The sequence below is a fragment of the Marinifilum flexuosum genome (assembly GCF_003610555.1).
Classification (GTDB): Bacteria; Bacteroidota; Bacteroidia; order Bacteroidales; family Marinifilaceae; genus Marinifilum; species Marinifilum flexuosum.
Genome location: NZ_RAPQ01000008.1, coordinates 1,508,014 through 1,521,234, shown reverse-complemented (window position 1 = coordinate 1,521,234; position 13,221 = coordinate 1,508,014). Strand labels below are relative to the sequence as shown.

Annotated in this window: 10 protein-coding genes; 8 read left to right on the top strand and 2 right to left on the bottom strand. The window is 33.9% G+C overall.

What is annotated here, in order from left to right:
* Positions 1 to 63 precede the first annotated feature (63 nt).
* From rplT to BXY64_RS06215, 5 genes are all read left to right on the top strand, one after another.
* Positions 64 to 417, top strand: a complete 354-nt coding sequence (rplT, locus tag BXY64_RS06235) for a 50S ribosomal protein L20 (RefSeq protein WP_120239044.1) — start codon at positions 64 to 66, stop codon at positions 415 to 417.
* A gap of 222 nt (positions 418 to 639) precedes the next feature.
* Positions 640 to 1,353 carry a 4-hydroxy-tetrahydrodipicolinate reductase gene (dapB, locus tag BXY64_RS06230; RefSeq protein WP_120239043.1) on the top strand — a complete coding sequence of 238 codons (714 nt, stop codon included), beginning with the start codon at positions 640 to 642 and terminating at the stop codon, positions 1,351 to 1,353.
* Positions 1,354 to 1,385: 32 nt separating this feature from the next.
* A complete protein-coding gene (gene lepB, locus BXY64_RS06225) occupies positions 1,386 to 2,777 on the top strand; it encodes a signal peptidase I (RefSeq protein WP_120239042.1) in 1,392 nt (463 codons plus the stop codon).
* Between the two features lie 101 nt (positions 2,778 to 2,878).
* Complete coding sequence (gene lepB, locus BXY64_RS06220; protein ID WP_120239041.1) at positions 2,879 to 4,267, top strand: signal peptidase I; 1,389 nt, start codon at positions 2,879 to 2,881, stop codon at positions 4,265 to 4,267.
* Between the two features lie 92 nt (positions 4,268 to 4,359).
* A complete protein-coding gene (locus BXY64_RS06215) occupies positions 4,360 to 5,001 on the top strand; it encodes a WbqC family protein (protein WP_120239040.1) in 642 nt (213 codons plus the stop codon).
* Here BXY64_RS06215 and BXY64_RS06210 read toward each other — a convergent pair.
* Both BXY64_RS06210 and BXY64_RS06205 read right to left on the bottom strand, forming a co-directional pair.
* The gene (locus BXY64_RS06210; RefSeq protein ID WP_211334419.1) at positions 4,993 to 5,430 is read right to left on the bottom strand and encodes an NUDIX domain-containing protein; all 438 of its coding nucleotides are present in this window, start codon (positions 5,428 to 5,430) and stop codon (positions 4,993 to 4,995) included. The genes BXY64_RS06215 and BXY64_RS06210 overlap by 9 nt on opposite strands.
* Before the next feature lie 36 nt (positions 5,431 to 5,466).
* The gene (locus BXY64_RS06205; RefSeq protein WP_120239038.1) at positions 5,467 to 6,264 is read right to left on the bottom strand and encodes a C40 family peptidase; all 798 of its coding nucleotides are present in this window, start codon (positions 6,262 to 6,264) and stop codon (positions 5,467 to 5,469) included.
* Between the two features lie 181 nt (positions 6,265 to 6,445).
* Between BXY64_RS06205 and BXY64_RS06200 the strand changes: the two genes are divergently transcribed.
* From BXY64_RS06200 to BXY64_RS06190, 3 genes are all read left to right on the top strand, one after another.
* Positions 6,446 to 8,590, top strand: coding sequence for an HD family phosphohydrolase (locus BXY64_RS06200; RefSeq protein WP_120239037.1), 2,145 nt, complete (start codon positions 6,446 to 6,448; stop codon positions 8,588 to 8,590).
* 446 nt (positions 8,591 to 9,036) lie between these two features.
* A complete protein-coding gene (locus BXY64_RS06195) occupies positions 9,037 to 10,689 on the top strand; it encodes a Zn-dependent hydrolase (protein ID WP_147375922.1) in 1,653 nt (550 codons plus the stop codon).
* Between the two features lie 108 nt (positions 10,690 to 10,797).
* A complete protein-coding gene (locus tag BXY64_RS06190) occupies positions 10,798 to 13,191 on the top strand; it encodes a TonB-dependent receptor (RefSeq protein ID WP_120239035.1) in 2,394 nt (797 codons plus the stop codon).
* Positions 13,192 to 13,221: the final 30 nt, after the last annotated feature.

Below are 13,221 nucleotides of genomic sequence, written 5' to 3'. Positions count from 1 at the left end.
TAACCGAGTGGTTAGCACCAAAGAGTCCTTAAATGGAACGCTAACATTCAAAAATTAGGAATTATGCCAAGATCAGTAAATTCTGTAGCTTCAAGAGCTAGAAGAAAAAGAATTTTAAAAGAAACCAGAGGTAACTTTGGAGCAAGAGCTAATGTTTGGACAGTAGCCAAAAATACTTTCGAAAAAGGTTTGCAATATGCTTACCGCGATAGAAAGAAAAAGAAATCAAACTTCAGAGCATTGTGGATTCAGCGTATTAACGCAGCGGCAAGACTTGAAGGTCTTTCTTATTCACAATTAATTGGTTTGATGCACAAAGCTAACATCGAAATTAACCGTAAGGTTTTAGCAGATTTAGCTGTAAATCATCCAGAAGCATTTAAAGCTGTAGTGGGTAAAGCACAAGCAGCTAAATAGTACTATAAATTATTTACTTTGAAAAGGGGTTGTGTTTCACAATCCCTTTTTTACGTTTCAACTCCTAATAATTAGTACTTATTGCCCTCAGTAAGTACATTATCGAAAAAGCATAATAATAGCTGCAATGCTTGACATTATTATGCTTTGGATTTACTATTTTTGAAATCATAACAAGGGAAAGCTATTAACCAAACCAATTTCCCACTAAATAAACCACAAATGAGAATTGCATTAATAGGCTACGGAAAAATGGGTAAAGAAATAGAGCAAATTGCTCTGGATCGTGGCCATGAAATCGGATTAATTATCGATCAGCACAATCCAAAAGATCTTTGTGCAGATCATTTACAAAATATTGATGTTGCCATTGAGTTTACAAATCCTGACTCGGCGTTTGGCAATTATTTAAAATGCTTCGAAGCTAATGTTCCTGTTGTATCCGGAACAACTGGCTGGCTTGATCAACTGCCAGAGATTGAGAAACAATGTGCTGAAGGCAAAGGTTTCTTTTATGCATCGAACTTTAGCTTGGGCGTAAATCTGTTTTTTGAATTGAATAAGAAGCTAACCAAACTAATGGCTCCATTTAAGGAATACAATGTGGATATGGAGGAAATTCACCACATTCACAAATTGGATTCTCCGAGTGGAACCGCTTTGACATTAGCTGATGGGATTATTGAAAATCATCCTAAAAAGGAAAAGTGGATTGAAGCAACCAGCATGAAGGAAGATGAACTTAGCATATTGGCCAAACGCCATGGTGCAGTTCCTGGTACACATTCCATTACCTGGCATTCTGAAGTTGATGAAATCATGATTCAGCATCAAGCGTACAGTAGAAAAGGATTTGCTTTGGGAGCAGTATTAGCAGCCGAATTTATGCCGAAAAAAGAAGGTTTTTATGGCATGAAAGATTTGCTTCAACTATAATAGAATACAAAATCAATACCTTAAAATAAACTGTGGGGAAGATACTACGAAACAAATGGTTTAAGTTTTCAATCATTCTTATCATTACTCTGTTAATGATTATTTGGATTGGCAATTATTGGCTTTTATTAGGATTACCAATCCTATTCGATCTATATATCAGTAAAAAAGTACATTGGACTTTCTGGAAGAAAAAGGGCATTAAGAAACAAAGTACAACTGTTGAATGGATTGATGCCATTATATTTGCTGTTGTTGCTGCTACTATAATTAGGATGTTCTTTATAGAAGCGTATACAATCCCAACATCGTCCATGGAAAAATCCATGTTGGTTGGTGATTATTTATTTGTTAGTAAGGTAGCATACGGGCCAAAAATGCCGAATACGCCTTTGTCTTTCCCCTTTGCTCATCACACTCTTCCCGGCACTAAATCAACAAATTCATACTCAGAGTTAATAAAACGCCCATACAAACGATTGGGAGGCTTTGGAGAAGTAAAACTCAATGATGTAGTTGTTTTCAATTTTCCGGCTGGTGATACAGTGTGGGTGGGAAATACGCAGACTGATATATATTCTTTGTTAAGATTTCATAGCAGTCATTTTCGCAATGAGGATAAGCAAAAACAAAACAAGATTCAATCAAACAGCTATTACAACAAAATGGCTTATCAGCTTCTTGAAAGCAAAGCTGAAATTAAGATTCGACCTGTAGACAAACGTGAGAATTACATCAAACGCTGTGTAGCTTTACCTGGAGATGAACTAACATTTAGAGACGGACAATTGTTTGTGAACGGAAAAGCATTGGATAATCCAGAAGAACTGCAGTTCAATTACATTGTTGAAACAAATGGAACTGCTATTAATCCTAGAAAATTAGATGAGTTAAATATCGCGAAGGCTGATAGAAAAAAACGAAACTCCAATACTTATATTCTTCCATTAAGCATTCCAAAAGTAGAGATTCTAAAGAAATTCAATAACGTAGCATCCATAACAAGAGTATTATCACCAAAAGGTAAGAGGGAAGATGTGTTTCCTTTTAGCCCAAATTACAATTGGAATCGCGATAATTTTGGTCCAATTGTAATGCCTAAAAAAGGTGAGTCTATGGAGATAACAACAGATAATTTACCTCTTTATGAGAGAATTATCCGAACCTACGAAGGCAACAAGCTGGAAGTAATAAATGACCAAATCCATATCAATAATAAGCCAGTTACATCTTATACTTTTAAAATGGATTACTACTGGATGATGGGTGACAATCGACACATGTCAGCAGATTCGCGTTATTGGGGATTTGTTCCAGAAGATCATATCGTAGGCAAAGCATCATTTATTTGGCTATCTCTTGACAAGGATAAATCCTTTTTTAATAAAATTCGCTGGGATAGATTTTTTAAGAGTGTAAAATAGCACAAAGAATTGTTACCTCTACTTTATCATTTAAATGGAAATGATAATTTTTGTAGATTCGCAACAACTAAAGTTAAGCTTATAAAAAACATACATACCTTATGAAGGAATTTTTAAGAAACAAATGGTTTAAATTTTCAATCGCGCTAATCATTACTTTATTAATGATTATTTGGATTGGCAATTATTGGCTTTTATTAGGATTACCTATCCTGTTTGATGTTTATATCAGCAAAAGGGTGCATTGGGCCTTTTGGAAGAAAAAAGGAGTTAAAAAACAAAGTACAGCTGTTGAATGGATTGATGCCATTATTTTTGCAGTAGTCGCTGCAACAATCATTAGAATGTTCTTTATTGAGGCTTACACAATCCCAACAAGCTCGATGGAAAAATCATTACTTGTTGGCGATTATTTATTTGTTAGTAAAGTAGCATATGGTCCTAAAGTACCTAACACACCTCTATCCTTCCCTTTTGCACACCATACCATGCCAGGAACAACCAAAACCAAATCATATTTGGAATGGATTAACTGGCCTTACAAGCGTCTTGGTGGATTGAATGAGATAAAACGTAACGATGTTGTGGTATTCAATTTTCCTGCAGGAGATACCATTGTTGTAGGAGCCGAAAACCCAGATTACTATTCTCAATTAAGAGCAGCTACTGCAACCATAAAAGAGAATGACATGAGAAGAGGACGTGCACTTCAATCTGATCAAACCTATATGAAAGTTGCACGTAAATATTTCGCCCAAAACATGGAAATTGATACACGTCCAGTTGATAAACGTGAAAACTATATTAAGAGATGTGTTGCCATGCCAGGAGATACCATTTCTAGTATAGATGGTCAGCTATACATCAATGGGAAAGCTCAAGATAAAGTTGGAGAAGTGCAATACAATTATGAAATCCGTACAAACGGAACAATGATCAATCCTCGAAAATTAGAGGATATGAATATTGCTAAAGACGAGATTAGCCATAGTGGTTCAGTTTATCACATGCCTTTATCCAAAGAAAAAGCGGATAAACTAAGTAAGCTAAGCAATGTATCATCAATGGTGAAAATGGTTCATGGGGTGGGCACTCCAGAAGATGTTTTCCCATTTAGCGAACATTACAACTGGAACAGAGATAATTTTGGACCTCTTGTAATCCCGCAAAAAGGCCAGACTGTTGAGTTGAATTTAAAAACTTTTCCATTGTATGAAAGAGCAATTAACGCCTATGAAGGTAATGATTTGGAAGTAAAAGACTCTATCATTTACATCAATGGGAAAGCTGCAGATTCTTACACTTTTGAAATGGATTACTACTGGATGATGGGTGATAATCGTCACCGCTCAGCAGATTCTCGTTATTGGGGATATGTTCCAGAAGACCATGTAGTAGGTAAAGCTTCATTCATCTGGCTATCGCTTGATAAGGACCAAAGCGGCTTTGGAAAAATCAGATGGGATAGAATTTTCAAGTGGATACACTAAGTTATTAAATCGAAATATGTAAAGGCATCTGCAAAGATGCCTTTTTCTTTTATCTATATTTTTTATAGTTTCGCAGTCCAAACAGAAGAACAATGGAAAATACCACAGCTCTACTTTCAACAGCATATTTTGCACCAATTCAGTACTATTGCAAAATGATTCAGTACTCAAATGTATTGATTGAACAATGGGAAAACTATTCAAAGCAATCGTACCGCAACAGGTGTAATATTTATGGAGCAAATGGAGCATTGGCTATTTCTGTCCCAGTGGTAAAGGCTACCAATAAAAAGGTATTAACCAAAGATGTTAAGATCTCTTACGACACCAACTGGCAAAAGCTACATTGGAAAGGTATAGAATCTGCTTACAAATCATCACCTTTTTACGAATATTACATCGATGATTTGGAGCGATTTTTCAACCAAAAGTGGGACTTCCTTTTAGATTTTAATCTTGAAATTCAATCCGAGATTTGTGAAATCCTTGAAATAGAAAACAAGAACTCCTTAACCGATGATTTTATTCCTGTAAACACTCCTAACATTGCTGATTTTAGAAATGTTATTCATCCAAAACCTTCAAAAGAAATAAATGATACCGCGTTTAACCCACAAACTTACACTCAAGTTTTTGGCAATAAACATGGTTTCATTCCCAACCTAAGCATTTTGGATTTGATATTTAATTTAGGTCCTGATAGCTCGTACTATTTGGAATCATGCCTAAAGTAATGAAAGGTGATCTTTAAGATCTTGCATAATTGCATCATGATCAAACGCCAAGGCTGGTAATTTGCTAACATCAATCCATTGAGCTTTTAATGCATCATCTTCACCTTTAACTTGTGGTAAGCATTCTGCCTCCATTTGAGCCAAATAAACAACCGAAACCGTACGTCCTCTAGGATCACGATTTACTGCACCATATGTTTTGAACTGCGAAATAGAAACGCCTTCAAAACCGGTTTCTTCCTTTAACTCACGATATGCTGCAATATCCAAATCTTCATCCATATCAACAAAACCACCAGGAAAAGCCCATTTGTTTTTGAAAGGATTATTGGCCCTTTCAATTAACAACACATAATGATTGCTTTCACATTTACAAAAAATGGCACAATCAACAGTTAATGCCGGACGTGGATATTCGTATGTATACATGATGTAGTTTGTGAATGAGTGAATGAGTAAAATAAATTAGACTTGTGCAATAATTCGCTTAATTACTCTTAATTTATGCGTGTAACATTTGGTGTCTACATTAAAAATTCCTTGATGATCGACATTATCAATTCTCACCTTACCGGAAGCATGGATAATTTTGTGTCTGTCCCAAATAATACCAACATGTGTAATTTTACCTTCGGCATTATCGAAAAAGGCCAGATCACCTGGCATTGCTTCTTCTACAAAAGTTAATGGTTCGCCCACCAAAACTTGCTGACTGGCATCGCGAGGTAAACTAATTCCATTCAGCTTGTAAACAATTTGCGTTAAGCCAGAACAATCAATTCCATAGGGAGTTCTTCCTCCCCAAAGGTAAGGTGCGTTGAAATATTTTAAAGCTGCTTCAATAATGGAATCTCGGACATTCGTTTCATCACCATTTCCAGTAACTTTTCCTTGGTAGAAATACTTCTTCTCTCCTATTTTAAAAGATTTCTCTTTTCGATCACAAAAGGGGAACGAACTTCCAGGTACAATTAGTTTGTTTGAATAATCTTTCTCTTGAAAAACAATATTAAAAGTATCATTCGCAACCGCTGGTGCCTGAATAGCTAGTAAATTATAAAACTCTTCATTGATAACACTTATCATTTTAGTATCAACCCAACCCTCATAATTATCGTAGGCTAATCGTACCTTGCTCCAGTTTTCAACATCCTCAATAACTTCAAAATGCTCTCCAAATAAAATTTGGGTAACCATTTCACTTTTTTCAGCAGGTTCGCTTCGTACAGGGATGATACTTAAATCGGAAATTCCGTAATTCATGTATTGGTTGCTTAATGATTGTTATCAATCAAATATAAAAAATATAATTATGTTTTTACATTTGCATTGATATATTTGCTGTGTATATCGCAGGTAAAAGAAATGAATAAATATTTTTTACCAAAAAATATTCAACTAATTTTATAAAAAGAATTTCAACACTCCTATAATTACATTTAGAATGAATAAATACTTTAGGTTAATTCGACAAAACTTAAGTAACATTTATCGCTTTACTATTACTACAATTACCATTGTACTAATTATGCTACTCTTCCCGAATACGGGAAACTTTAAGTATGAATACCAGAAAGGCAAACCTTGGATGCATGAAACCCTTATTGCTCCTTTTGATTTTTCTATCTTAAAAACAGAACAGGAATTGAATCAGAATCGAGATAGTATTTTGAGCCGATTCAGCCCCTATTTTAAAGTTGACACTTCCATTTATCCTTCAATAATAGAAAGGTTTGAAAAGAATTTTGAAAAAAAATGGAGAAAATTTGAGAAGTCATCAGCTTATAAAAAACTAAACTATTCTCAAAAGAGATCGGATGCCGAAAAATTACTTTGTTACAATTACCTTAAAACCAACCTTAAAAATTATTACAATATCGGTATTGCTGATTTTCAAAATGAGAAATTACAGTATAACTTCAAACTGACTGAAGCAATCAACAAGTCAGTAAATAACATTAATGAAAAAATTCTTACCGATAAAATCTATTCAGCAAGAACTGCCTATGAAAACATTAGTTCGAATTTAAAATCCGATTACAACAATCCTGTTTTTCAAAGTTTTCTTCAGAATCTAAACCTTGACTCTTATCTGACTCAAAATCTGTTTTACAACAAAACAATGTCCGATCAGGTTAAAAACAGCATGCTTTCGAATATTTCATTTACAAAAGGGAAAGTTGACCGAGGTACTAGAATTGTTTTAGTTGGAGACATAATCGACGATGAGACTTTTCTAATATTGGAATCTCTTAAAAAAGAGCAGGAAAACATTTTAGGGTCATCAAAAAATCATTACCTAATTGTAGGAGGTCAAGCCTTATTGATCATTTCCTGTATTGTTCTTTTGTTCTTATACCTACGAAACTTTAGAAAACAAATTTTACACGATAATAAAAAGCTTCTCTTCATTTTTCTGTTGGTTTTGCTATTCGTTGCTCTTACAACTCTGATATTAAAACTACAAAACCAAAACGTAGATGTAAACATCTACATTATCCCGTTTGCACTTATTACAATTGTGGTACGAACATTAATGGATAGTAGAACAGCATTGTTTGTTTTTATCGTTACGGTTTTAATTACTGGATTTCTAGCCCCTAACGGCTTCGAATTTGTATTTCTTCAACTGGCAGCAGGTATTATGGCCATTTACAGCTTGCCTAGACTTGAGAGACGTGGTCAGCTTGTATTAACTGCCATTATTACATTCTTAACTTACAGTGTTGTTTATTTCGCTTTCGCGATTACGCAAGAAGGTAGCATCGAAGAGATTAAATGGTTCAATTTTGTATGGTTTGCTATTAATGGCTTGCTACTTACCTTTTCATATTCATTAATTTACATCTTCGAAAAGTTATTTGGATTCCTCTCTGATGTTACATTGATTGAATTATCAAACCAAAATCACCCCCTATTGCGACAGTTAATTCAACAATCGCCAGGAACATTCCAGCACTGTTTACAGGTTGCCAACCTTGCCGAAGCTGCAATTAATAAAATTGGCGGTAATCCATTATTAGTGAGAACTGGTGCACTTTACCATGATATTGGTAAAATGAAACATCCCGTTTATTTCATCGAAAATCAGATGTCGAACAAAAACCCTCACGATGACCTTGAATTTGATAAAAGTGCTCAAATTATTACTGACCATGTGAAATTTGGAGTGAAAATTGCAAAAAAACACAAGTTGCCTCAACAAATTATCGACTTTATTGAAACTCATCATGGTGCAGGTAAAGTGATGTACTTCTATACATCCTTTAAAAACAAATACCCGGACAAGGAAATTGACGAAGAGAAATTCCAATATCCAGGACCAGATCCATTTACCAAAGAAACCGCTGTTTTAATGATGGCTGATGGAATTGAAGCTGCTTCGAGAAGCTTGAAGGAAAAAACTTCGGAAACCATTCGAGAGTTAATCGATAAAATCATTGACAAACAAGTGAAAGAAAATCGCTTTGCAAATGCGGATATCACTTTTAGGAATATCAATGAAATCAAGGAGATTTTTACAACCAACTTGATTAATGTGTATCATGCAAGAATTGAATATCCAAAAGAAATAAAAAACAAAAACTAATTAACTTGTAGACAAAACGAGCTTAGGTGCTATGGGCTACCTAAGCTCATTTCATTTTAAGTGAAGTTATGCTTATAAATTATAACACGTATTGAAATATTTTTTGACACGTGTTAAAAGTAATTTTAATACCTGTTAAAAATAGTACCGCAAAGTACGCATATTTTAGTCTTACACTTCGAACCAATAAAAACTTTAAGTTGAATCCTACTAATCATGTGTACTCTAAAGCAACAAGATCGGCAATTGTTATCCTCCCACTTTCTTCATTCTAATCCAGATCACCTTCATCCTCAGTTTCGAGAAAGTCAATTTTTTTCCCACTCCTATTTTTTGTAACTTATAGAGTGTGACCAACTTCACACAAAACATATTAATTTTTCATGTGAAATTTATTTGATGTAAAACCATCTGTTTACTTAATCTTCACCCAAAACCCTACTATTATGATACGAAATAGCATATTTTTACTCGGTCTGATTGTATCAATGGTATTTGCAGTGTCTTGCCAACCTGAAAAAAAGGCAGAAGACAAAAAAACTGGCGATACAGTGATACAAAGAAAATTAGCCAACTATGCAGAAGTTAAGCTATCTGCAGATCTAAACTCCCTCTCTTCCCAACAAATAAAATTGTTCTCTCATCTAATAAAGGCTGCTGATGCAATTGATGATATTTATTGGATGCAAGCCTATGGAGATAAAAATGCTCTCTTAAATAGCATTGAAGATCCTGACATGAAGAAGTATGCCAAAATAAATTATGGTCCCTGGGATAGATTAGATGGATTTAAACCATTTACTGAAGACTTTCCTCCAAGACCATTAGGAATTGGTTTTTTCCCGACTGATATCAATCAGGAAGAGTTCTTTCAATTGAATAACGATGAAAAATACAGTGCATTTACAAATCTTACAAGAGATGCAAATGGAAACTTAAAAGTAGTTCCTTTTAATGTTGCTTACAGTACACAATTACAATTGGCTTCTGATCATTTGAAAGAAGCTGCCAATTTAGCTGAATCTGATGATTTTAAACAGTATTTACTTCAAAGAGCTAAGGACCTCACTTCCGATAACTTTACTGAAAGTGATAAGCTTTGGTTAGAACTCAATAATAACCAACTGGATTTTATTGCAGGTCCTATTGTAAACACGGAAGATCAGTTGATTTGGACAAAATACTCCTATGGTGCCTTTATTCTCCTAAGAGATAACGAATGTACCAACAACGTATCTAAATACGCTTCTTTATTGCCATTCTTACAGCAAAATTTACCTGTTGATGATAAGCTTAAAGCGGAATCTGTAAGTAGCAAAGCCAATTTGTCGATTTATAACGTACTATATAATTCTGGATACTGCAATGCTGGTAATAAACTAATTGGTTTAAATCTTCCGGTAGGACTTCAAAAGGCGTCAGATGCAAAACGAGTATACTTTAAAAATGTAATGCAAGCCAAATTCAATAAAATATTAAATCCAATTAGTGGATTGGTAATAGATGAACAACAACGCAAACATGTAAATTTTGAATCGTTTTTCTTAAATACCATTTTCTTTGAACTTACCAGTGGTATTGATATCACAAACACAATTAACGGAAATGGAGATGTAAAAGATGCCTTAAAAGGACATTACAATGTTATTAATGAGCTTAAAAATGATGTATTAAGAATGTATCTTTTAAATCAGGTTCATGATATGCGACAAACCGAAGGAATAGATATGCTCGACAACTATGTAACCTATATGGCTGATGTATTTAGATCCATTCGATTTGGTGTTACCGACGCTCAAGGTGTAGCAAATATGATACGTTTCTATTATTTCCAGGAACATGAAGCTTTTAAATACCATAAGAATACGGGGACCTATAAAATCAATGATTACAAAATGGAGAAAGCAATTGAATCTCTTGCCAAAATGGTTCTTGAAATTCAAGGAAATGGTGATTACGCAGCTGCTGACAAACTTATAAAGGATAAAGGGTATATCAGAAATGAATTATTGCAAGACTTATATCGAATTCAACGTGCAAAAATTCCTAAAGACTTAACTTATGATCAAGGAGAAAAAGTAATAATTGCTGAAAAGTAATGTTGCTTTGAACAAGTATTTTTTAAAGGGTATCCAAGAGATGCCCTTTTTTATACTCCAAATAAAATATTAATCATATATTTGAGTTTTCTATTTAATTCATAATATATGTTTCGCCTACTAAGCTCTTTCTTACTTGTATTAATTGCAAATTTAAGTTTTTCGCAACAAATTAAAGTTGTTGATAAAGAATCCAATAAGCCAATTGAAAATGTATACATATTTGACAATTACAATTCCATACTAACCAATGAACTTGGAATTGCTGATTTATCAGAATTTAAAGAAAAAAGGCTTTTACACTTTCAGCATCCATCTTATCAGAACTTAGAAAAAGATTTTAACGATATTAAACTTCAAAATTTCATTGTTAAATTACATTCCAATATATTTCCAATACAAGAGGTCGTAGTTTCTGCAAATAAATGGGAACAAAATATCAAAGAAGTACCTTTAAAAGTTCATAAAATTGACAAAGCAGAAATCTCAAATACTAACTCCCAAACAACTGCCGACTTGTTAAAATCATGCAATCAGGTTTATATTCAAAAAAGCCAGTTAGGTGGTGGCAGTCCAATGATTAGAGGTTTTGCTGCAAACCGAGTTTTACTTGTTTTAGATGGAGTTCGTTTAAACAATGCAATTTACCGAAGTGGCAACCTGCAAAATGTCATAAGTATTGATGCCAACAGTCTTGAATCTGCAGAAGTTATTTTAGGACCTGGTTCAATTATATACGGTAGCGATGCAATTGGTGGTGTTATGGATTTTCATACCATAAAACCACTCTATTCAACCTCGGGAAAAACCAACACCAAATTAAGATACAAAAACCGTTATTCATCTGCTAATAACGAAGTAATGAACCATGTATCATATAATATTGGGAAAGAACGTTTGAGTTATGCCGGAAGCGTTACTTACAGTGATTTTGATGACCAAAAAATGGGTAGCCATGGTCCTGATGAGTATTTAAGAAATGAATATGTTATTATAGATAATGGGACCGACAAAATAATCACTAACTCTGAACCTAAATCCCAAAAACAATCAGGCTACAACCAATTCAATCTGGTTCAGAAGATCAGATATAAAGCCTCTGAAAATACCGATTTACTTTATGGATTTCACTACACAACAAGTTCTGACATTCCTCGTTATGATAGATTAATCCAATACAAAGGAGATAATTTAAAGTATGCAGAATGGTATTATGGGCCGCAAACATTACAAATGCATAACTTTCAAATTACATTGAAGAAAGCCAAGCTTTTGTATGATTCATTCAGATTAACTACAGCATTTCAAAATTATAAAGAAAGTCGACACGATAGAAAATTTTCCTCTGCAATAAAACGAAATCGATCTGAGAAATTAAAGATCTATATCATAAATGCAGATGCAGAAAAAAAATTAACAAAATCGACCCATTTATTCTGGGGAGCAGAAATGACTCACAATCGATTAAGGTCAACAGGACATAGTACCAATATTGAAACCAATACCTTTGAGGAAATTGCAAGTCGTTATCCAGATAAATCTAAATACTCAACACTTGCTTTTTACAGCAATATCAAACACAAATTGAATTCAAACTGGACATTAAATACGGGAATCAGATATTCTCATATCTGGATCAGTTCCGAACTTGATAATACTTACTACAACTTTCCATTTACCAATCTTGATTTATCAACTGGTTCACTTAATGGCGGTCTAGGAGTAACTTACAATTCAGATTCTGGTTGGGACCTCAAATTCAATGCAAGCTCTGGTTTTAGAGCTCCAAATATTGATGACATAGGTAAAATTTTTGATTCTGAACCAGGAAAAGTGGTTGTTCCTAACAAAGACCTAAAACCAGAATATATTTACAATCTCGACTTTAATGTCAGTAAGAATTTTAATCAGAAATTTTTCATTGATATCAATGCATTTTATTCATTTCTTGATGATGCAATGATTCGAAGCGACTACAGTTTTGATGGTCATCATACAATAATTTACGATGATACAGAGAGCGAAGTTCAAGCAATTGTTAATGCTGACAATGCCAAAGTATGGGGAGTTAACTTCCAGTGTATTGCAAAAATCAATCAAAACTTTTCAGCAACAGCAAATATGAACTACAACAATGGAGAATACAAAGATGGTAGTCCTGTTAGACATATTGCTCCAATGTTTGGCTCTTTTAAACTGGATTATAAGTCAAATAAACTATCTTCCAATATTGCTTTAGAGTACAATGCTAAAATAGCTTACAACGACCTTGCAGAGGTCGAAAAAGACAAAGCTTACCTGTATGCTCAGGATAAGAATGGCAACCCTTATTCTCCTGAGTGGTTAATTGTAAGTTGGAACAACAATTATAAACTTACAAACTCAATAAATCTTAACTTTTCAATCGAGAATATATTTAATAAAAGATATCGTCCGTATTCCTCAGGAATTGCAGGTGTTGGAAGGAATTTTATTATGGGAGTAGATATTAATCTAAAATAACACTCCTTTATAATGCTTGACTTTTAACAC

Coding starts and splice junctions, on each gene's coding strand:
- dapB (WP_120239043.1), top strand. CDS start 640: ATGAGAATTGCATTAATAGGCTACGGAAAAATGGGTAAAGAAATAGAG.
- BXY64_RS06215 (WP_120239040.1), top strand. CDS start 4,360: ATGGAAAATACCACAGCTCTACTTTCAACAGCATATTTTGCACCAATT.
- rplT (WP_120239044.1), top strand. CDS start 64: ATGCCAAGATCAGTAAATTCTGTAGCTTCAAGAGCTAGAAGAAAAAGA.
- BXY64_RS06205 (WP_120239038.1), bottom strand. CDS start 6,264: ATGAATTACGGAATTTCCGATTTAAGTATCATCCCTGTACGAAGCGAA.
- BXY64_RS06210 (WP_211334419.1), bottom strand. CDS start 5,430: ATGTATACATACGAATATCCACGTCCGGCATTAACTGTTGATTGTGCC.
- BXY64_RS06190 (WP_120239035.1), top strand. CDS start 10,798: ATGTTTCGCCTACTAAGCTCTTTCTTACTTGTATTAATTGCAAATTTA.
- BXY64_RS06195 (WP_147375922.1), top strand. CDS start 9,037: ATGATACGAAATAGCATATTTTTACTCGGTCTGATTGTATCAATGGTA.
- lepB (WP_120239041.1), top strand. CDS start 2,879: ATGAAGGAATTTTTAAGAAACAAATGGTTTAAATTTTCAATCGCGCTA.
- BXY64_RS06200 (WP_120239037.1), top strand. CDS start 6,446: ATGAATAAATACTTTAGGTTAATTCGACAAAACTTAAGTAACATTTAT.